Source organism: uncultured Lacinutrix sp., from assembly GCF_947500605.1.
Classification (GTDB): Bacteria; Bacteroidota; Bacteroidia; order Flavobacteriales; family Flavobacteriaceae; genus Lacinutrix.
On the sequence record NZ_CANMSJ010000013.1, the window covers coordinates 1 to 19783 of the forward strand.

At 30.6% G+C, this 19783-nt stretch carries 20 protein-coding genes; 7 read left to right on the forward strand and 13 right to left on the reverse strand.

Features of this window, described 5'->3' with window-relative positions; genetic code table 11:
• Positions 1 to 265: 265 nt before the first annotated feature.
• Both Q0935_RS14830 and Q0935_RS14835 read right to left on the reverse strand, forming a co-directional pair.
• Entirely contained in the window at positions 266 to 466 is a 201-nt protein-coding gene (locus Q0935_RS14830) for a dodecin family protein (protein ID WP_100998018.1), read from the reverse strand.
• Positions 467 to 575: 109 nt separating this feature from the next.
• Positions 576 to 1478: a NifU family protein gene (locus Q0935_RS14835; protein ID WP_299254952.1), complete on the reverse strand. Its 903-nt coding sequence runs from the start codon at positions 1476 to 1478 to the stop codon at positions 576 to 578.
• 258 nt (positions 1479 to 1736) lie between these two features.
• Here Q0935_RS14835 and Q0935_RS14840 point away from each other — a divergent pair, with 258 nt between their 5' ends.
• Entirely contained in the window at positions 1737 to 2747 is a 1011-nt protein-coding gene (locus Q0935_RS14840) for a type IX secretion system membrane protein PorP/SprF (protein WP_299254949.1), read from the forward strand.
• Positions 2748 to 2822: 75 nt separating this feature from the next.
• Here the strand turns inward: Q0935_RS14840 and Q0935_RS14845 are convergent, their stop codons facing one another.
• Positions 2823 to 4007, reverse strand: coding sequence for a VWA domain-containing protein (locus Q0935_RS14845; RefSeq protein ID WP_299387902.1), 1185 nt, complete (start codon positions 4005 to 4007; stop codon positions 2823 to 2825).
• 53 nt (positions 4008 to 4060) lie between these two features.
• Positions 4061 to 5083 (reverse strand): SIMPL domain-containing protein, encoded by a 1023-nt coding sequence (locus Q0935_RS14850; protein WP_299387905.1) that lies wholly within the window; start codon positions 5081 to 5083, stop codon positions 4061 to 4063.
• A 205-nt stretch (positions 5084 to 5288) separates the two neighbouring features.
• Here Q0935_RS14850 and Q0935_RS14855 point away from each other — a divergent pair, with 205 nt between their 5' ends.
• The 4 genes from Q0935_RS14855 to Q0935_RS14870 all read left to right on the forward strand — a co-directional run bounded on the left by Q0935_RS14855 (position 5289) and on the right by Q0935_RS14870 (position 9474).
• Positions 5289 to 7481, forward strand: coding sequence for a histidine kinase (locus Q0935_RS14855; RefSeq protein WP_299387910.1), 2193 nt, complete (start codon positions 5289 to 5291; stop codon positions 7479 to 7481).
• A 14-nt stretch (positions 7482 to 7495) separates the two neighbouring features.
• A complete protein-coding gene (locus Q0935_RS14860) occupies positions 7496 to 8062 on the forward strand; it encodes a hypothetical protein (RefSeq protein WP_299387914.1) in 567 nt (188 codons plus the stop codon).
• Positions 8062 to 8799: a LytTR family DNA-binding domain-containing protein gene (locus Q0935_RS14865; protein ID WP_299387917.1), complete on the forward strand. Its 738-nt coding sequence runs from the start codon at positions 8062 to 8064 to the stop codon at positions 8797 to 8799. The genes Q0935_RS14860 and Q0935_RS14865 overlap by 1 nt, the downstream gene beginning before the upstream one ends.
• Positions 8800 to 8958: 159 nt before the next feature.
• The gene (locus Q0935_RS14870) at positions 8959 to 9474 is read left to right on the forward strand and encodes a gamma carbonic anhydrase family protein (protein WP_299387922.1); all 516 of its coding nucleotides are present in this window, start codon (positions 8959 to 8961) and stop codon (positions 9472 to 9474) included.
• 24 nt (positions 9475 to 9498) lie between these two features.
• Here the strand turns inward: Q0935_RS14870 and Q0935_RS14875 are convergent, their stop codons facing one another.
• From Q0935_RS14875 to Q0935_RS14915, 9 genes are all read right to left on the reverse strand, one after another.
• On the reverse strand, positions 9499 to 9852 hold the full coding sequence (locus Q0935_RS14875; RefSeq protein WP_299387925.1) for a GTPase: 354 nt from the start codon (positions 9850 to 9852) through the stop codon (positions 9499 to 9501).
• Between the two features lies 1 nt (position 9853).
• Positions 9854 to 10636, reverse strand: a complete 783-nt coding sequence (gene murI / locus Q0935_RS14880) for a glutamate racemase (RefSeq protein WP_299387928.1) — start codon at positions 10634 to 10636, stop codon at positions 9854 to 9856.
• 80 nt (positions 10637 to 10716) lie between these two features.
• Complete coding sequence (locus Q0935_RS14885) at positions 10717 to 11226, reverse strand: OmpH family outer membrane protein (RefSeq protein ID WP_299387931.1); 510 nt, start codon at positions 11224 to 11226, stop codon at positions 10717 to 10719.
• Between the two features lie 38 nt (positions 11227 to 11264).
• Positions 11265 to 12260, reverse strand: coding sequence for an OmpH family outer membrane protein (locus tag Q0935_RS14890; protein ID WP_299387934.1), 996 nt, complete (start codon positions 12258 to 12260; stop codon positions 11265 to 11267).
• 238 nt (positions 12261 to 12498) lie between these two features.
• The gene (bamA, locus tag Q0935_RS14895; RefSeq protein ID WP_299254918.1) at positions 12499 to 15072 is read right to left on the reverse strand and encodes an outer membrane protein assembly factor BamA; all 2574 of its coding nucleotides are present in this window, start codon (positions 15070 to 15072) and stop codon (positions 12499 to 12501) included.
• 10 nt (positions 15073 to 15082) lie between these two features.
• Positions 15083 to 15820 (reverse strand): isoprenyl transferase, encoded by a 738-nt coding sequence (locus Q0935_RS14900; protein WP_299387937.1) that lies wholly within the window; start codon positions 15818 to 15820, stop codon positions 15083 to 15085.
• Between the two features lies 1 nt (position 15821).
• Positions 15822 to 16517, reverse strand: coding sequence for a DUF6089 family protein (locus Q0935_RS14905; RefSeq protein ID WP_299387940.1), 696 nt, complete (start codon positions 16515 to 16517; stop codon positions 15822 to 15824).
• 141 nt (positions 16518 to 16658) lie between these two features.
• Complete coding sequence (locus tag Q0935_RS14910; protein ID WP_299254911.1) at positions 16659 to 17534, reverse strand: NAD kinase; 876 nt, start codon at positions 17532 to 17534, stop codon at positions 16659 to 16661.
• Between the two features lie 2 nt (positions 17535 to 17536).
• Positions 17537 to 18196 carry an acetoin utilization protein acuB gene (locus Q0935_RS14915; RefSeq protein ID WP_299254908.1) on the reverse strand — a complete coding sequence of 220 codons (660 nt, stop codon included), beginning with the start codon at positions 18194 to 18196 and terminating at the stop codon, positions 17537 to 17539.
• Between the two features lie 93 nt (positions 18197 to 18289).
• Between Q0935_RS14915 and Q0935_RS14920 the strand changes: the two genes are divergently transcribed.
• Both Q0935_RS14920 and Q0935_RS14925 read left to right on the forward strand, forming a co-directional pair.
• Positions 18290 to 19003 (forward strand): pyridoxine 5'-phosphate synthase, encoded by a 714-nt coding sequence (locus Q0935_RS14920; protein ID WP_299387944.1) that lies wholly within the window; start codon positions 18290 to 18292, stop codon positions 19001 to 19003.
• The gene (locus Q0935_RS14925) at positions 19003 to 19767 is read left to right on the forward strand and encodes an alpha/beta fold hydrolase (RefSeq protein ID WP_299387947.1); all 765 of its coding nucleotides are present in this window, start codon (positions 19003 to 19005) and stop codon (positions 19765 to 19767) included. The genes Q0935_RS14920 and Q0935_RS14925 overlap by 1 nt, the downstream gene beginning before the upstream one ends.
• Positions 19768 to 19783: the final 16 nt, after the last annotated feature.

Genomic DNA, 19783 nt, shown 5'->3' on the forward strand with positions numbered 1-19783 from the left:
AGTGACTATTGGTTTACTGTAGAATACAGAGAGCCAAGTACGGACGAAAAGAAATCGATACGTGCGCACTTTACTCTAAAGAGATAGATAAAGAGTAATACTTATTAAATAGAAAAAGCCTGAACGAAAGTTCAGGCTTTTTTATGTTTATGATATACTAGTTGACTTCACTAGTAAAGAATAACTTATACATAGAAGTATTATTAAAGCAAAAACGCCTGAACATAAGTTCAGGCGTTTTTTTGTAAGTATATTTTGAATGTAATTAGTTTACTTCAAACGTAATCTTTAAGTTAACTCTAAAGTCCGATACTTCTCCATCCTTAACGCTTGCGCTTTGATCTTGAACATATACTGAACGAATGTTTTTTACACTTTTAGAAGCATGCTTTACTGCTTTTTTAGTTGCATCTTCCCAACTTTTTTCAGAATTTGATAATACTTCAATAACTTTTAATACAGCCATAATTTTGAGTTTTAAATTAATATTGACTCTAAATTACAGGATTTTATAAAAATCGACAAATGGAGTTATTTAAAAAAGAGCTAAACCGATGAAAGGTTTATTTATAAGATTAACCGTTTATAGCTTCAACCGTATTTACTTTGCCTTTTAGCATTTCTTTTAACATGTTTTCTATACCATTTTTTAGTGTAAATGTAGAAGAAGGACACCCACTGCAAGCACCTTGTAATATTACTTTTACAGTTTTAGTAGCTTCATCATAAGAATCAAACTGAATATTTCCACCGTCACTAGCAACTGCAGGTTTAACATATTCTTCAAGAATATTAATGATTTCTTTAGAGATATCATCTAAGCTTTCAAAATGTGCTTCAACTTTTTCTGTAGATTTTTCTATTACCTCAGGTGCATTCGCTGAAATTATTTCTTTTCCATTCTCAATATATCCTCTAATAAATTCACGTAATTCATTTGTAATGTCATTCCATTCGGCAACATCATATTTTGTTACAGAAACATAGTTTTCATCTATAAAAACACCTTTAACAAAAGGAAAATGAAACAACTCTGTAGCTAAAGGAGAAGACTTTGCAGTATCTATAGAAGTAAACTCGAAAGCGGCATTTGCTATTTTTTTATTAGCAACAAACTTAATAACACCAGGATTTGGCGTGCTTTCAGCATAAACTGTAACTGGTGTCTTTTTAGGAGCAATGTCTTGATTAATAACTGCGTTTCCTTCATTTAAATAGTTTTCTATTTGTTCTGAAACTTCATTTTGTACATCCTGCCATTCAACAATATTAAATCGTTCGATAGCAACAAAATTACTAGTTATATAGACCTTTTTTACAAAAGGAAGATAGAATAATTGTTGTGCTAGAGGAGAAGCTTTAGCTTCATCTATGTTGTTAAATTCGAAGCTTTGGTGTTGTGTAATAAACTGATTTACTTCAAATTTTAATATAGTAGGATTCGATGTTTCTTGTGTAGTAACTTTAAAAGTATTCATTATGCAATATTTTTCTACAAAAATACTAAAAGAAAGAACAGATATCGATATATTTGATACTTAAAGATGGCTCTTATAACTGTAAAAATTTAGTTTTTTTGTTAAAACCTTTTTATATTGGTAGCTTTAACTTTTGAGAGCCTAAATATTACAAAGTAAATTTATATATTTGACAACAGTATAGTTTATTATACGAAAGAGTTATAATAGCGTAAGCTATACATTATTTAACCAACACCTACCTTGAAAAAAGAGATTATGAGATTACAAAGGTTATTAATACTGGCAGTTATAGTGTTTTTTAGTACCCAAATTGCTAAAGCACAAGAAGGGCTTCCTGTGTATTCAGATTACTTAACAGATAACTACTATTTAATTCACCCATCTATGGCTGGAGTTGCTAACTGTTCTAAGGTTAGAATTACTGGTCGTCAACAATGGTTTGGAGACGATGATGCTCCTGCATTATTAACAGCAAGTATAAACGGTAGAATTGGAGATTCACAATCTGGAATTGGTGGAATAGTATATTCTGATAAAAATGGATTTCACTCGCAAACAGGAGCCTATTTTACATATGCGCACCATATCATGTTTTCTAGAAATGAAATAGATTTAAATATGTTGTCTTTTGGTTTAAGTATGGGAGCAATTCAATACAAATTAGATGAGACATCGTTTTTGTTTGATGGTCCAGATCCAATTATTGCAGGAATCGAACAGTCAGCAACAAATTTTAATGTAGACTTTGGTTTTTCTTACCATTTATACGATTTTTATGCACATGCAACGGTAAAGAATCTTTTAAATAACGATGGAGTTAATTTTAACGAACAAGGTTTAAGTTATAATAACTTAAGAACTTATTTGGTATCTGTAGGTAATACATTTAGTAGCTATAATAACGATTGGAGTTTTGAACCTTCAGTAATGTTTATGTATAGAGATGCTACAGAAGAAGCTTCTTTTGATGTAAACCTTAAAGCTTATAAAACAATGGACTTTGGTAAAGTTTGGGGAGGAATCTCTTACAGAAGAAGTTTAGATGGAGCAGATTTTGTTGACGGTTCTGGAGTTAGTAGTCAAAAATTACAATATATAACACCTCTTTTAGGTGTTAATGTAAACGATTTCATGTTTGCTTATACATATAGTTACCAAGCTAATTCTGTAGTATTTAATAATGGTGGTTTTCACCAGTTAACATTAGGATATAACTTTGGTTGTTCTAAAGAACGTTATAGCTGTAATTGTCCTGCAATTAACTAAGCACATAATAAATACATATAAAAAAAGCCTCGATATATCGAGGCTTTTTTTATGCTTTTAGAGCAAAGAGATAGCTTACTTCCAAGAATATTTTTTAGCTTTAGCTTGAGACTTTATAGCTTTTATCATGGCATTTTCTAGTCCGTTATTATTGCCTTTATTTGCTTTCAAGATATAGTCTTTTCTTTTGCTGTTTAATTCTTGAATTTTTTCTTGTATAACTTCTCGCTCTTTCTTTTTGCTAGTAACATAGGCTTCAATTTCTGAAACACTTTTGCCTTTAAGTTCCTGAGGCAATTCATTTTTATCTAACCGATCATATTTAAAAGCTTTGTCTTTTGACGCGTCTACCAAATCCCAAGAGGAGTTCTTATATAAGTGAGAACTTTTACTAATTGTTCTACTTACTGCATTTGCGCTACTGTAACCTTCTGCATTATCATCTTGTTCTGCTTGTAACTGCATTTTTTGGATGCCTTGAAAACCATAAGCTATATATGTTTTGTTTAGCTTGTTGTTTTGTTTTAAAATAGCATCGTCGTATGGTGTAGCGACATGAATAGTTTCCTGGTTATGGTTAATTGCCATATAATCTCCATGCGCTAAATCTGCTCCATCTTTCCAATATCCAGAAATACCCTGATTATAATCTCCACAAAAAATAGTGTTAACTGTTACATCTTTATTATGTGCACGTTTCGATGCGTCTTTGTAGTTTACTTTGCCTTGTGTAAAAGGTTCGTTTCCAGCAATAAAAATAAACTTTAAATCATCTGGATTGTCTTTCCATTCTAATTGATCTAAAGCTGTATTTATTACGTAACCACAATATTCGTTACCACCTTTTGTGGTTAAAGAAAAGAGTTGTTTCGAGATTTCGTCTAAATCATTACTAAAAGCCAATACTTGCCTAATGTAACCTTCTTCAGCATTTAAATTATCGTTACCATACTCGTAGATAGCAATTTCTAGATTGGGTTTATTGTCTTTAGATTTTGCATAAGAGAGTTCGTTTACAATTTCCCAAAGTTGTGCTTTTGCTTGGTCTATTAAACCGTCCATACTATTACTTGTGTCAAGTAACAACGCAACCTTTATGTATTGTTTATCAGGTTTTAGATTGGTTAGTACTGTTGGTTCATTTGTTTCTATTTGTTCGTTTAAAACATAATTTTTTGTTTTCTTTTTGTTGTTAGCATTACAAGCTAAAAAGAAAAGGGCTGTTAAAGCTACTAAGCTAAATTTAACTGTTGTTTTCATAAGTTTATTTTTTTGTTTAAACATGGGCGATAGCATATAATATGTTAATTGTATTAATTTTCTAACTTTAATTCTTTTGCTATAAGTTCTCCGTCTTTAGATAAGACGAAATATTTATTCCTTATTACTTCTTTTACCTTTTCTATTGGTTTAGGTGTTTCGGGCTTTTCTCTATACTGTAGTTTTATTTCCATTCCTATTTGAATAACAGGTTCTACAATAGATGAGTTTATAACAATATCATACGCCTTAAAAGACAATGGGTCATAATAATACGAAGTCTGTTTTTTAGCTTTAATCACACCTTTGTTTTGTTTTAGTGCTTCTAAAGAAATGCTATTAAAAGCTTGATAGTTTTTGTAGAATTCTTTTGGAAAATGACAATATTTTATATCTGCCATTGTTGGCTTGTAATTTGTTAAATCGAAACCTAAATCGTTATAGAATTGTTTTTTTTCTTTTAATGTTTTTAAGATTTCAACTCTCAATTTAGTGTAAACAGCTTCTATGTTATTTATAAAATAATCGACTTTTACTAAATTGTAAATTTCATTTTTGGCGCACGTAGCTAAGATCTTTTCAAACTGATTAACCTTTGTGAATTTAATATGCAGGTTTTGTTGTAGTTCGAAACCTTTAGGAACTTCAGTATAAGTTTTGCTAAACAATTTCTTTTCAACAACAGTTTCGTAAACAGGAACAAAAGAAATCATATCTATAATAATATCATTGCTAACTATGCCTTGCATCGCTAAACTGTTCTTTACACTATTAACACGTTCGTTCATTAACTTGTTGGTAGCTTCTGCTGTTTCTCCAATTTGTACCAAATTAAAGACCGCTGTGTAAGAATCTGCCACAATATTATTAAGGGCTTTTATATCTATAGTAATTACCGGATTTGGCATTAAGTTTCGTTGCCTAAAAGTATTTAGGTTATTGCCATAGGTATTAGCATTGCCTAGAGATTCTGCATGTATAACATTTTGTCTAGAAATAGTAGTTGCATTGCCTTTTATTTGTGCAGATGAAAAAGAAAAACATAATAGCAGAACTAAGTAAATTGAGTGTTTCATTTGTTTTGTATTAATTAGAGTGTAAACTTATGTTCAACTTTTTTTTAATAAAAACAAGAATGAGTAAATACTACTTTATAATGAGTGAGCTACGTTTTTAGTTGAGTAAACAAGACCGTTTTTTCTTTGTATTGGTTCAATTTGGAGAACACTCATTTTATTATGCCAATTAAAGTGTGTAAGTTTATCTTTTGGTAATAATAATATGAAACATATTAAATTATATATAAGTAGCATTCTACTCTTTATTTGTTCGTATACAATGTATGCGCAACAATACGATAGTGTAAATAAAGAAGCAAATAATGTTGACGAAGTTTATTTTTACATTCGTGGTCTTGTTAAAGAAGAAGATACAAACGAAGCGATAAAAGATGTTAATATAGAAATAAATGGAGGCGCCTATACTGCATCTAATAGAGCGGGAGAGTTTAGAGTTCGTGCAAAAATTGGAGACGAACTTGTTATTAGCCATAAAGATTTTGAAACCGTTTATTATGTAGTAAAAAGTGACGAGCGCATTACATTAAATGTAAAGCCATTGGAGTCTGAATCTTACAATAAAAGATTGAAGAAAACGCAAAACAATTCCTTTAATAATCTAATAGATTCTGCATTAGTATATAAAAAGAAATCTGCCGATAAAAGTATTCAGTTTGTAACAGAAAGTTTAAAGAATAGTACATCTGCTAAGCAAAATGCAGAGGCTTTTGAGGTGCTTTCGGATATATATATGTATTGGAAACAATACGATTTAGCAGTTTCTAATTATAGAATAAGTCTTAATAGTTTTCAATCTAACGAAGTTAAGATTAGGCTAGCAATAGCCTATATGATGAATAATAATTATCAAGAAAGTGTTTCTGTTTATAAAGATATAAATAAGAAAGAATTATCCAATTACCAATTGGTTGAGTTGCACGAAGGGCTTGGTGATGTCTATTATAGAATGAAAGATTATAAAAAGTCTATTAGTTCTTATAACGAAGGATTAAGTGTTGCTCAAAAATATTTAATTACACCAAAAGTAACCGATTTAAATTCTAAAATAGCACAATCTTTTGATGCTAGCGGAAGTAAAGATAAAGCAAAAGAATATTACAATAACTCACTTAGTCTTGCCTCAAAAGAAAACAAGAAAAGAGCTGTCGAGGAGAAAATTAAATTTGCAGATTTTAATAATTCTAATCGCAATTTTGCTGATGAAATTCGGATGAGAGAAGAGGCTATTTTAGACATAAAAGATATTGAAACAGATTCTGTAATAGACATTGAAAGCGATTACACTATCCAAAAACAAAACTATAAAATTGGTAATGCATTGTATATGCAAAGAAACTACGCAGAAGCAATACCATACTTAGAAAAAAGTATTGTTGAAGCTGGAGAGCGTGAAGATTTTGTGGTAGAAAAAGATGCAAACCGTAAGCTGTCTGAAGTTTTTGAAGAATCTGGTGATTATGAAAATGCTAGAAAAACATACGATGAATACATTAAATCTGTAGAAGCTCTTTTAATTAAAAAAGAACAGCAAATTACTCAAGCAGCACGTTTTAATAAAAGTATTGCCGATAAACAGAATCGTATTACATCGTTAGAAAGCGATCGCGAACTGTCCGAAAGTAGATACCAATTAAACCAGGAACAAAATAAGAATCAGAAAATAATTATTTATTCACTTATTGGTGGATTATTACTATTGCTTTTTGCAGCTTATTTAATGTATAAATATATTAAGCAACAACGTTTAGCAAATAATCTATTAGCTTTAAAATCTTTAAGAAGCCAAATGAATCCTCACTTTATTTTTAATGCTTTAAACTCTGTTAATAGCTTTATTGCTACTAACGATGAGCGAACGGCAAATAAGTATTTAAGTGATTTTTCTAAGCTAATGCGAGCCGTTTTAGAAAATAGTGAGCAGGATTTTATTCCGTTAGAAAAAGAAGTTGAGCTATTGCAATTATATACTAAGCTTGAGCATTTTAGATTTCAAGACAAGTTTGAGTATAATATAACTGTAGATAAAGCTATAAATGTATCCGATTTTCAAATTCCACCAATGCTATTGCAGCCGTACATAGAAAATGCAGTTTGGCATGGGTTACGCTATAAAGAAGAAAAAGGGCAACTTGATATTTTAATAGTTAAAAAGAGTAAAGATGAAATTACAATTACCATTGCAGATAATGGAATAGGCCGCGAAAAATCTAAAGCACTTAAAACCAAAAACCAGCAGAAACAGAATTCTAAAGGCATGGGTAATATTAAAAAACGTGTCGCTATTTTAAACGAAATGTATAAAGATAAGGTGGATGTTTTTATAGATGAATTATATCAAGGTCAAGCCGAAGAAGATAAAGGGACTAAAGTTGTTGTGACTTTAAAACGAGATTAATTATTTTAAGAATTATGAAAAATATACTATTAGTATTTACTATTTGTTTTTTATTTTCATGTGAAAATGAAGCTGAAGATAATCGCTTAGATTGGATTCAGGAAATTGATAAAACTATTCTAGATTATAATAAAAACGCAAAAATTGAACAAGAAGGTTTTGTTGGTGTAGATAAGGATTATTCTATTTTGAAAATTTTTAAAAAGAATAATGATGGCTATCAAAAAAACATAATCAAAAGTAACGACTCAATAAACAATGTAGCCATCATTATGGAAATATATACACTCAACGGTGAAATAGTACTACAGAATTTTAATGGCCTATTTCCTTTACTTTACAAAGGAGCAAAGGAAGAAAGTGACCCTTGTTGTCAGTTATTTGAAAGATCTATCTATTATAAGAATAATCAACAAGGGAAAGCATATTTTAAGCAATTAAAAATAAAGAACAGTGAGAACGAAAATAAATTTAAAGATGATTTAGAAATTTTGCCAATGTTAGAAATAGATGATTTTAATGTATCAGACGAATATTTTCGAACCAAATCACAATTACACAAATTAAAAGCTCAATTGTAATGAAACTAAACTCAATAATAGTAGAAGACGAGCAAGTAAGCAGAGAGATACTTAAAAATTATCTAAAAAAATACTGCCCAAATGTAAATGTTGTTAGTGAAGCTTCAAATATAAATGAAGGCTTAGAACTTATTAGAAACAAAGATTTAGATTTAGTATTTTTAGATGTAGAAATGCCTTATGGTAATGCTTTCGATTTGTTAGATAAAGTAGGAGACAGAGATTTTGAAACTGTTTTTGTAACTGCATACAACAATTACGCATTAGATGCTTTAAACGCACATGCAAGTTACTATTTAATGAAACCTATTGATATAGACGAATTAATAAAAGCAGTAGATTACGTTGTAGAAATTAAAACAAAAGAAAACGCGCTACAAGATCAGGTTTTAGTTCCAAAAACTACTAATAATATAAATGGCAAAATTACCATTCCACAGCAAAATGGCTTTGAAGTAATAAGTACAGCAGATATTTTATTTTGTAAAGCAGATGATAATTATACAGAGATTTACCTAAATAACAACAAAAAGAAAGTAGTAAGTAAAACACTTAAATATTTTGAGGAAGCTTTACAGGATTCTAGTTTTGCAAGAGTACATAAAAGCTATTTGGTTAATGTAAACGAAGTGGTTAAATATGTAAAAGGTAAGGGAGGCAGCGTAATTTTAAGTAATGGAAAAGAAGTGATGGTATCTCCATCTAGAAAATCTGAATTACTTTCTTACTTTAAATAACAAATCCTTTTAAAAAAAAGGGATCTCATTAAAAGGATTAAAAAATATTAATTCGCTAGTAAATTAAACTGCTTCAAGTGAAGCAAGAAGTAATTAAAACAATAACACAATAGAGAGTCTCATAAATTATGAGATTCCTTTTTTCAAAGGAATAAAACTATGCCAATAATAAAACCAGTAAACGGAAAAAGTCCACAATTACCTGAAGATTGTTTCATAGCAGAAAACGCTACAATAGTAGGAGATGTACAAGTAGGAAAACAATGTAGTATCTGGTTTAATGCCGTTTTAAGAGGCGATGTTAATTATATAAAACTAGGTAACAAGGTTAATGTTCAAGATGGAGCAGTAGTACATTGTACTTATCAAAAATATCCAACAATTATTGGTGATAATGTGTCTATTGGGCATAATGCTATAGTGCATGGTTGTACTATAAAAGATAATGTGCTAATAGGCATGGGAAGTATTGTTATGGATAATTGTGTAGTGGAAAGTAATAGTATAGTTGCTGCTGGAGCAGTAGTTACTCAAAATACAATTATAGAATCTGGTAGTATCTATGCAGGAATTCCTGCAAAAAAAGTAAAGGATATAAGTAAAGAATTAGTTAGTGGAGAAATAAACCGTATTGCAGAGAATTACGTTAAGTATTCTTCATGGTATAAAGAATAATCCTATATAAATAAACAGTATAATTTAAGTTGTTAGTTTCTTAATTTCATTAATTAAAGCGTCAGTTGAGACAATGTTTTTAATTTGTTTAGCCGAAATTAAAACTGATAATTCATCTCTTGTCTTATATAAAATTATAGGATATTCATATTTAGTATCGGGATACGCTTTTGTAAATTCTTTAATATGAAAGAATTCCATTATTATATTAGAGTTTGTTCTAAATGCTTTCCAAGCTTTGTTTTCAGAAAAGGTATTAAAAGTAATAGCACATAAATCACAGTTGTATGTTTTGGGGCTAAATACTTTGTGAGCAATATCTAAAGCAGTATTTGTTATACCAGAATTTGCATTGTAAATAAAAAGAAGTGTCTTCATTTTAAAAATCTAAATAGTCAACATCAAAAGTAGGACCTAAAAGTGATTGCATTACTTTAGTGTTCTCTAAATTAGTATAAAACTCGTTTTTAGGTTTTAACAATTCAGTATTTAATAAATTGTGTTGTTCTAAAATGGATTGAGTTTGTTTAGCAACAGCTAGTCCCGAGTCTATAATTTTTACATCCTTAGGAAGTAATTTAATAAGCATAGGAACAAGATATGGGTAATGTGTGCAACCTAATACTAGGTAATCTATGTTGGCGTCTAACATAGGCTTTAAATAGCTTTTAAGCAATGCTTCCATTTCTATAGAAGTTAATTCGCCACTTTCAATTAATTGTACAATACCTTCTCCTATTTGTTCTACAATTGTAACACCGTTAGCATATAGATTTGAAGTATGATGAAACAGCGAACTAGATAATGTGCCTTTAGTAGCTAAAATACCAATGGCTTTCGTTTTTGTATTTAAAGCAGCAGGTTTAATGGCTGGTTCAATGCCAATAATTGGAATACTATATTTTTCTCTTAAAACACTAATAGCATTTGTTGTTGCTGTATTACAAGCGATAACAATAAGTTTACAGTTCTTTTTTATAAGAAACTCTGTATTTTTTATACTTAGCTCTAGAATTTTATCTTTCCCTTTTGGTCCATAGGGAGCATTAATACTATCGGCTAAATAAATAGAGTTCTCGTACGGTAGTAATGCGTGAATCTCCTTCCAAATAGAAGTGCCACCAACACCAGAATCGAATATGCCAATAGGTTGTTTAATCATAAGTTTTATTCACTGTATAAAAATACAAAAGCCGACTTAATAAGCCGGCTTTTTGCACTATTTGTTTTATTTAGGGTTTCTTAGAATCCTAATTCTTTCTTTACATCTGCAAATAAATCTTTACCTTCAGCCATGATTACTCCTGTTTGAGGAGAAGAATCTAATACATAGTCAAAACCTTGAGCTTTAGCTACTTTTAAAATAGCTGCTTTAGCTTTATCTGTAATAGGCTTTAAAAGCTCTAATTCCTTTTTTTGTAATTGCTGTTGTGCATTGGCAGCATATTGTTGAATAGACTGGTTATCTGTTTGTACCTCTAGGTAACGCTTCTCATTTTCTTCTTGAGTTTTTGTGTTAGCTTGAGCTTCAAAAAGATCTGTTTTAGTTTTTAAATCTTTTTTCATTGCTTCAATATCTGCTTGGTAAGTTTTACCAACACGTTCCATGTCCGCTTGAGCAGTTTTCATTGCAGGCATTGCCTTAATTAACTCAGTTGTATTAATGTGTGCAACTTTAGATTGAGCGTTTGTAAAACTTGTTGCTCCAATAAATAATGATGCTGCAATTAGTAATGTTTTAATTTTTTTCATTTTTAAAATAGTATTTGTGTGTGTTATAATTATTAAATTTAATCGTCTTGATTCTCGTCTTCTGGAGCACTGTCTTTATCTTCTTTTGCTTTCTTACGATCCTCTAAGGTTTTCTTCTTTTTTTCATCGAGCATTTTTTTTCTAGCTGCTCTATCTGCTAGTTTCTTTTGTCTTCGTGCTTCTAAAATTTCCTCTTTAGTTTTAGGAGCTTCTTCTGTATCTGTACTATTATCTTCTATGCTCTTTTCTTCGCTAGTCTTTTCTTCTGTATCTTCTTTATTGTTATTTCTAGCGTCTAATTTATCTTGTTTAGCTTTTTCTCTTGCTGCAACTGCTGCGGCTCTTTTATCGGCTATTTCTTTTTTTCTAGCTTCTACTAGAGCAGCTCTCTCTTCTTTTTTCTTATCTAAAGCTAATTGTCTAGCGTCTTTACTTTCGTCTATTTCTACAGTAACATCTTCGTCTTTAGCTTCTCTTTTTTCTTTGTTAGATTTTAATTGCTTTCTTTTCGAAGATCGAGTAATAGTTCTTAAAACTTGTTCGCTTATATCAAAACGATCTGCCGAATATAACATTACAACATCTGCCGACTTATCGAAAACAAAATCGTATTTTCTTGATTTTGCAATATCTTGAACAGCTTGAAAAATTTGATCTTGAACAGGCTGCATTAATTGTCTCTTCTGGATCATTAAATCACCATCTGGTCCAAATCTTTTTTGCTGATAATCTAATACTTCCTTTTCTTCAAAATTAATATCTTCTTCGCGTTCTTCAATTAATTCTTTAGTTAAAAGCGCTTTCTCGTTGTTTAAATCGTTACGCTTTTGTTCTATAGTTTTTAATTTTTTGTCAATTTCAACTTTCCACTTCTGAACCTTAGATTCTAACTGTGACGTTGCTGCAGAATATTCAGGTACGTTTTGTAAAATATATTCGGTGTCAATATATCCAATTCTTGCACCTTTTTGAGCGTTTGCTTGAAAAGATAGTATTGATACTATGGTCAATAAAAAAAGAACTTTAATTTTCATCTGGTTATATTTTAATATTTAATAACATAAATTCAAGCAAAACAGACAATTTTAATTTCGATACTGTCTTATTCTGAAGCATTCAGTTTTCAAAATAACGAATTTTAATTGTAAAAATTTTAATTCTTGTATCAAATCCTCAAAGTTATCATTGAAAATATCGTGCCAAAAATAAGAAAGTGTTAAAGTTTAAACATGAATAAAGGTCTTTTTTTATGCAAAAAAGACCTTTATGTTATTAAAATTGTTGTCCGATAATAAAATGTGTTTCCCAACCATTCTTTACTGTATTTCCTGGTAGTGGATCGAAACCATGACCAAAATCAATACCTAATAAACCAAAGGCAGGCATAAATATTCTAACTCCTAAACCAGCAGAACGTTGAACGTTAAAAGGGTTGTAGTCTTTAAAGTTATTATATGATGCTCCCGCATCTAAGAAACCTAATGCGTATATTTTTGCTGATTGTTTTAATGTAATTGGGTAGCGTAACTCTAAAGAGAATTTGTTAAAAATAGTTCCACCATCAGTATCTGATAATGCTTGGTTAGGGTATCCTCTTAAAGCAACTGCTTCTCTACCATCTAAACTATAACTTCCTAAACCATCACCTCCCAGAAAGAAACGTTCAAAAGGAATAATACCTCTATCTTGATTATAAGCACCTAAGAAACCAAATTCTAAACTAGATTTAAATACAAACTTATCTACTAATTTAGTATACCAATCTCCTTTAAATTTCACTTTGTAAAATTCTAACCATTTAAAACGTTCTTGATCTATTTCCGAAATTCTTTCCGATGCTGTTGTTCTATCTGTAATATCTAAAGTAGTATCATTTACCACATCTTCGTTAACTTCTCTTTCTTCTTTTAGAGCTTCGTAATCTGTACCGTTAAGTAATGAGTATGGTAAAGAGAATTTTGCTGTAGCAGAAAAACTTGATCCTCCTGTAGGGAATACAGGGTCGTTAAAGGTGTTGTTTCTACTTAACCCAATGGTGTAAGAAAGGTTGTTAGAAAAACCATCTCCAAAAGTGAATAAACCTGTATTGTAGTTTTTTAAGTTATAGTGTTGGAAACTTAAAGCTTGAGATAAAGTAAAGTAATCATCAGGAACAGATAATCTCTTAGCTAAACCAAATGTAAGACCTGTAATATTAAATCTACTGTCTTTATCTGCTTCTCCAGTAGATGCATCATATAAAAATTGTTGTGTGTGAGATACAGATGTTGAAAACTGTACTGGCTTTTTTCCTCCCATCCAAGGTTCAGAAAATTGAAAACTGTAAGTTCTGTAAAAACGACTTGCTTGTAAACGTAAAGCTAATTTTTGTCCATCTCCAGAAGGAATTGGTCTATAAGCATCTTTTTTAAATATATCTCTTAGAGAGAAGTTGTTAAAAGATAAACCTAAAGTACCAATAAAACCACCACCACCATAACCACCTTGTAGTTCAATTTGGCTAGATCCTGATTCTACAACTCCATATTCTATATCTACTGTTCCATCATCTGGATTTGCATTTTTAAATTGAGGATCAATTTGTTCTGCGTCAAAAAATCCTAACTGACTTAATTCACGAACTGTACGTACAACTTTTGCTTTACTGTATAATTCACCTGGACGAGTTCTTATTTCTCTGTAAATAACATGATCGTTTGTTTTTTCGTTACCAACAACAGAAATTTTATTAAAGTAAGTTGGTTTTCCTTCAGAAATTCTAATCTCCATGTCTATTACATTACCATCTGCACTTACTTCTACTGGATTTATAGTAGAAAATAAATAACCATGATCTTGGTAAAGGTTTGTAATGTCATCTGCATCTGGACTAGTATTATCTGCAATACGTTTTTCTAATAAAACACCATTATAAGTATCTCCTTTTTCAATTCTTAATTGGCGTCTTAAAAAATCGTCTGTATAAACAGTGTTACCAATAAATGTAATATCTCCAAAGGTATATTTTTCTCCCTCTTCAACTTTAATGTTTAAGGTTACTGTTTTTGGATCGTTTACCAATAAAGTATCTGATATTATACGAGCATCTCTGTACCCACTTTCTTTATATTTATCTACAACACTATTTAAATCGTCTTTAAAGTCTGCTTCAATATATTTAGAACGCTTTAATAAGCGCAACATTTTTTTCTGTTTAGTGTTTTTCATGGCTTTTCTAAGCTTCTTATCGCTTAAAACAGTATTGCCATCAAAATTAATTTTGTCTATTTTAACTTTTTCACCTCTGTCTACAGTTAATACCATATTTACTCTAGCATTGTCTAAAGAGTCTACAACTGGAATGGTATTAATGTTTACTTTGGTATTTAAAAAACCTGCTTTTTTGTTTTTATTCTGAATATAGTTTTTTGTAGTAGTTATAAGGTTTTCGGTTACTTTAACACCTTGTTGAAGCTTTGCTTCTTTAATTAAAGTTTCCTTTTTACTCTTTTTTACACCATTAATTTTCAACTCGTTTAGAGCAGGTAAATCTGATAATCTAATCTCTAGGTATGCAGCATTTCCTTCAACTTTAGATAGGTATACTTCAATATCGCTAAATAAATTAGATGTCCATAATTTTTTTATAGCATTACTTATTTCTTCACCAGGAACTTGTATCTCATCTCCTTTTTTTAATTTAGAATAAGTAATAATGGTTTGTTCACTAAAGGTTGTGTTACCAACAACTTTAATGTCTGCTATTGTATACTTTTCACTATTCTCGTAAGAAAGCTGTTGCGCTTGAGTAAAAAAACTAGATAGTGCAAATAGTATTGCTAATGTGTATTGTAAAAATGTTTTCAATTGTATGATTTTAACTAATTTGTTCACTTGTTTTTCCAAAGCGTCTTTCTCTATTTTGATATTCTATAACAGCATCACAAAGGTGTTGCTGTGTGAAATCTGGCCATAATACTTTTGTAAAATATAGCTCTGCATAAGCTATCTGCCAAAGTAAAAAATTACTAATGCGTTGTTCTCCACTTGTTCTAATAAGTAGGTCTACATCTGGTAAATTTTGCGTGTAAAGATGCTCATTAATAATCGATTCGTCAATATTTTCTGAAGAAATTATATTATTTTTAACTTTATTGCTTATTTCCTTAACCGCATTTAACAATTCATCACGAGAGCCATAGCTTAAAGCTAAGGTTAATGTCATGTGGTTATTGTTCTTTGTGTTTTCTATTACTTCGCTAAGTTCTTTGAATACTTTTTTGGGTAAACTATTAAGATTACCAATAGCATTAAGTTTTATGTTGTTTTCTTGAAGTGTTTTAATTTCTTTCTTTAAAGCAGAGACTAAAAGCTTCATTAAAGTATCAACTTCTAGTTTAGGTCTATTCCAGTTTTCTGTAGAGAAAGCATATAAGGTTAGGTTTTTTATACCTAATTGAGCACTAGCCTCAACAGTTTCTCGAACTGATTTAGTGCCATTTTCGTGACCAATGGCGCGAAGAAATCCTTTTTGTTTAGCCCAACGACCATTGCCATCCATAATTATGGCAACATGTTTAGGTAGTTTACTTGTATTTATTTTGCTTGTATCCAAATTATCCTCCTGGGCAAAAACATGGGTTTCTACCAAATGTGTAAGTTAGTGTAATACCTGTAAAGGTGTACCAGTCATTATTATTTAAATTTCCAAAGCTTCTACTTTCTATAGCTTCTTTTGCGTCTGGAACGCTTCCGTCTAATTCATCAGAAAAGGTGTAACGCGCTCCAATTTCGAAAGCTAAAATAAAATCTGAAGAAACCGCTACTTTATATCCTAAAACCATAGGAATACCAAAAGCATAGCTTGTAGTGTCTTCGTCTACGGTTGTTCCGTCTGAGTTGAAAAAGAAATTATCGTGCTTAGCGATACTGATTCCTGAATATAAGTAGGGCGTTGAAGCAGATCCTCCATTATGTAAATCGAAATCAAAAAAGGTAAATTCCATTCCTGCTGAAAGCTCTAAAATACTAGCATTAAACTCGAAGTCTCTTATTTGTCTGCTTGGATCGTCAGATTTGCTGTCAATACCTTCTAAGTCTGTGAATATTAAAGAAAACCTGTAAGAATGCCTTTTGCTTCTATTCCACTTATATAATGCTCCGAAAGCTAATTGCTTAGGTGCTATATAGTTTGTTGCACCAACATCTCCAATAAAGTTACTGCCACCAACGAATATACCAAATTCGTTAATTTGAGCGCTACTTATTTGTATGCTAAAGAATGCTATTGTTAAAAGCGTTAAATACCTCATAAATCTTCAAAGTTTGCAAATATAATAAATAAGATTAGCCTATTGTAATTTCAGCTAAATAGTTACTGTTTAAAACAGTATTTACTTAAATTTATTGTAAAAAGGAATGATTTGTATGCTATAATAGTAAAAAAGAGAAGATTAATTTCTCTTATCTTCTCCCCAAAGTAGTTTTTTTCGCAAAGTTGCTAGAAAACTTTCAGAGTTTAACTCAATCATATTAATAGTAAAAGGTGCTTTTTTTATGGTAATTATAGTGTCGTTAGATAAGGTTGCAATTCTAGAATCTAAGGAAACAAGATAATTATCTTCTCTACCACTTACTTTTAGCTCTATTGTAAAGGAGTCTTCAATAACTAGAGGTCTTGCACTTAAATTATGAGGCGCTATTGGTGTTAGTACAAAACTGGTGGTGTCTGGAGTAATTACTGGTCCTGCACAACTTAAAGAGTAACCTGTAGATCCTGTAGGTGTAGCAATTATTAATCCATCGCTCCAGTACGAAGTTAAAAACTCTCCGTTTAATTTAGTTTCAACTGTAATCATAGAAGTTGTGTTTTTTCTACTTACAGCAATTTCATTTAAAGCAAAGTTTAAGTCTTTTATGTCACTATTTTCAGGAGAAGTTTCAATAGATAGTAAGGTGCGTTTGCTTAAAGAGTATTTTTTATTATAAATATCTTGAATAGCTTCTTTTATGTCTTCTGGTTGAATGGTTGCTAAAAAACCAAGTCTTCCTGTGTTTATACCAATTATTGGAATATTTAAATTTTTTACAAAAGTAATAGCTCTTAAAATAGTACCATCTCCACCAATACTTACAAGTAAATCGAAGCTTTTGTCTAAAGCTTTAAAAGTTTTAAAAACGGAAGGTTTAGAAAGTTCGTCTTTAATATCGTTGTAGAACTCGTGTTCTAAAAATAGAGAGGCATTTAAATTTAAAAGTTCTTTTGTTAGTGTTTTTAAAGAGTCTTTAGACTGCTTTTTGGGATACTGGCTATATATGGCAACCTTCATAATTATATATTTAGGTATCTGTTTAAGTAGTCTGAACGTTCTTTAAGTCCTATTAAATAGCTGTCGTCTTCATGTCCAGAAACTATATTATAACTGTAGCGTCTAAACGTTTGCATGATTTCATTTAAATTAGCGTTGCCAATTTTTAAAGTAATCTGTGCGATATCATTTTCGAATTTAGATATAAAAGAGCCTAATAGCTTACCGTTGTTAGATTCTACAATCTGGCTAACTTCACTAAAAGAATAATCTGCAACTCCTTTTTCTATAATTAATACTGCTCCAGCTTCAGAAAAGAAAGGTGTTTGGTTAAAAAGAGTAATAATGTCATTTAGTTCATAATAACCTAAATACACATTGTTATTACTTAAAACAGGCATAATATTAGACGAGTTTTGTGCAAATGCCTCAAGTACATCCAGCCAGTTAGTGTCTTCTCTTACAAAAAAACCTTCGCCCGAATAACGATAGTCTTCAATAGGTTTTTCGCTATCAAAACAATGAGCATCGTTTTCAGAAATACAACCTAAGTAAACACCATCGGCATTTACAATAGGAATATGTGAATACGTTAACTGGTTAAAAAGCAGCTGAATCTCTTTAACTTTATCCGTGTTTGCTAATGGTTTAATATCGTTTATTATGTAATCTAGAAGATTCATAGTGTGTCTTTCAATTTTATGCAAATTAATTAAAAATAAGAACAATCTCGTGTATCTACTTTGTATTTTTGTACTAATTAATTCATATTTAAAATGACAAAATTAAGCGTAAACATAAATAAAATAGCAACATTAAGAAACTCTAGAGGTGGAGATACGCCCAATGTTGTGCAGTTTGCAAAAGATGTTCAGCGTTTTGGAGCAGAAGGTGTAACCATACATCCAAGACCAGACGAGAGACATATTCGTTACCAAGATGCTTACGATTTAAAACCAATTGTACACACAGAGTATAATATAGAAGGAAATCCTATCACTAAGTTTGTAGATATGGTTCTTGAAATTAAGCCAACGCAGGTAACATTAGTTCCAGATAGTATTGATGCATTAACAAGTAATGCGGGTTGGGATACTATTAAGCATAAAGATTTTTTAGTTGAAGTTATTGCTGAATTTAAAAGGAATAACATTCGTACATCTATTTTTGTAGATCCAGATACAAAGCAAATTGAAGGCGCTAAAGAAACAGGAGCCGATAGAATAGAGTTATATACAGAAGGTTTTGCAGATCAATACCATTTAGGAAATAAAGAAGCAATAAAACCTTATGCAGAATGCGCAGAGATTGCAAATAAAATAGGATTAGGAGTAAATGCTGGTCATGATTTGTCTTTGGATAATATTCAGTTTTTTAAACAAAACATTCCAGAATTATTAGAGGTTTCTATTGGTCATGCTTTAATTTCTGAAAGCTTATACTTAGGTATAGAAAATGTAGTTAATATGTATTTGAATAAATTAAAATAATGCAATTACACTCAAACATAATAGGAGAAGGCAAACCATTTATTATCCTTCATGGCTTTTTAGGCATGAGCGATAACTGGAAAACATTAGGAAAGGAATTTGCAAAAGCAGGGTTTCAGGTTCATCTAATAGATCAACGTAATCATGGAAGGAGTTTTCATAGCGATAACTTTAATTACGATCTTTTATCTCAAGATTTAAAAGAGTATTGCGACACGCATAATTTAAAAGATATTGTTTTGCTTGGTCATTCTATGGGTGGAAAAACGGCAATGTTATTTGCATCGCAATTTCCCGATTATGTTACCAAATTGTTAATCGCAGATATTTCGCCACGTTTTTATCCTATTCATCACGATGCTATCCTAGAAGGTTTAGCAAGTTTAGACTTTAATACTTTAAAAACTAGAGGAGCGGCAGAAGAGCAATTGTCTAATTATGTTAGCGATCATGGAACAAGACTATTTCTTTTAAAAAATCTATATTGGGTAGAGAAAGGAATTCTAGGTTTAAGAATAAATTTAGATGTTTTAACCGAAAACGTTAGTGAAGTAGGCGAAGCATTACCAATGCATTCTAAATTTGAAGGTGATACCTTGTTTTTAAAAGGAGATAAAAGTGAATACATAGCAGCGCAAGACGAAGCGATAATAAAAGCACATTTTCCAAATGCTAAAATAGAAACCATTGCAAATGCTGGGCATTGGTTGCATGCAGAAAATCCTAAAGATTTTTATAATGCAGTAATTAATTTTGTAAATTAAGAAACATTTAAAAACA

Bases quoted from the DNA above. Each gene is read 5' to 3' on its own strand.
- Q0935_RS14845 (WP_299387902.1), bottom strand. From the start codon at position 4,007: ATGAAAACAACAGTTAAATTTAGCTTAGTAGCTTTAACAGCCCTTTTC.
- Q0935_RS14920 (WP_299387944.1), top strand. From the start codon at position 18,290: ATGACAAAATTAAGCGTAAACATAAATAAAATAGCAACATTAAGAAAC.
- Q0935_RS14910 (WP_299254911.1), bottom strand. From the start codon at position 17,534: ATGAAGGTTGCCATATATAGCCAGTATCCCAAAAAGCAGTCTAAAGAC.
- Q0935_RS14915 (WP_299254908.1), bottom strand. From the start codon at position 18,196: ATGAATCTTCTAGATTACATAATAAACGATATTAAACCATTAGCAAAC.
- Q0935_RS14855 (WP_299387910.1), top strand. From the start codon at position 5,289: ATGAAACATATTAAATTATATATAAGTAGCATTCTACTCTTTATTTGT.
- Q0935_RS14885 (WP_299387931.1), bottom strand. From the start codon at position 11,226: ATGAAAAAAATTAAAACATTACTAATTGCAGCATCATTATTTATTGGA.
- Q0935_RS14840 (WP_299254949.1), top strand. From the start codon at position 1,737: ATGAGATTACAAAGGTTATTAATACTGGCAGTTATAGTGTTTTTTAGT.
- Q0935_RS14890 (WP_299387934.1), bottom strand. From the start codon at position 12,260: ATGAAAATTAAAGTTCTTTTTTTATTGACCATAGTATCAATACTATCT.
- murI (WP_299387928.1), bottom strand. From the start codon at position 10,636: ATGATTAAACAACCTATTGGCATATTCGATTCTGGTGTTGGTGGCACT.
- Q0935_RS14905 (WP_299387940.1), bottom strand. From the start codon at position 16,517: ATGAGGTATTTAACGCTTTTAACAATAGCATTCTTTAGCATACAAATA.
- Q0935_RS14925 (WP_299387947.1), top strand. From the start codon at position 19,003: ATGCAATTACACTCAAACATAATAGGAGAAGGCAAACCATTTATTATC.
- Q0935_RS14850 (WP_299387905.1), bottom strand. From the start codon at position 5,083: ATGAAACACTCAATTTACTTAGTTCTGCTATTATGTTTTTCTTTTTCA.
- Q0935_RS14835 (WP_299254952.1), bottom strand. From the start codon at position 1,478: ATGAATACTTTTAAAGTTACTACACAAGAAACATCGAATCCTACTATA.
- Q0935_RS14865 (WP_299387917.1), top strand. From the start codon at position 8,062: ATGAAACTAAACTCAATAATAGTAGAAGACGAGCAAGTAAGCAGAGAG.
- Q0935_RS14870 (WP_299387922.1), top strand. From the start codon at position 8,959: ATGCCAATAATAAAACCAGTAAACGGAAAAAGTCCACAATTACCTGAA.
- Q0935_RS14875 (WP_299387925.1), bottom strand. From the start codon at position 9,852: ATGAAGACACTTCTTTTTATTTACAATGCAAATTCTGGTATAACAAAT.
- Q0935_RS14830 (WP_100998018.1), bottom strand. From the start codon at position 466: ATGGCTGTATTAAAAGTTATTGAAGTATTATCAAATTCTGAAAAAAGT.
- Q0935_RS14860 (WP_299387914.1), top strand. From the start codon at position 7,496: ATGAAAAATATACTATTAGTATTTACTATTTGTTTTTTATTTTCATGT.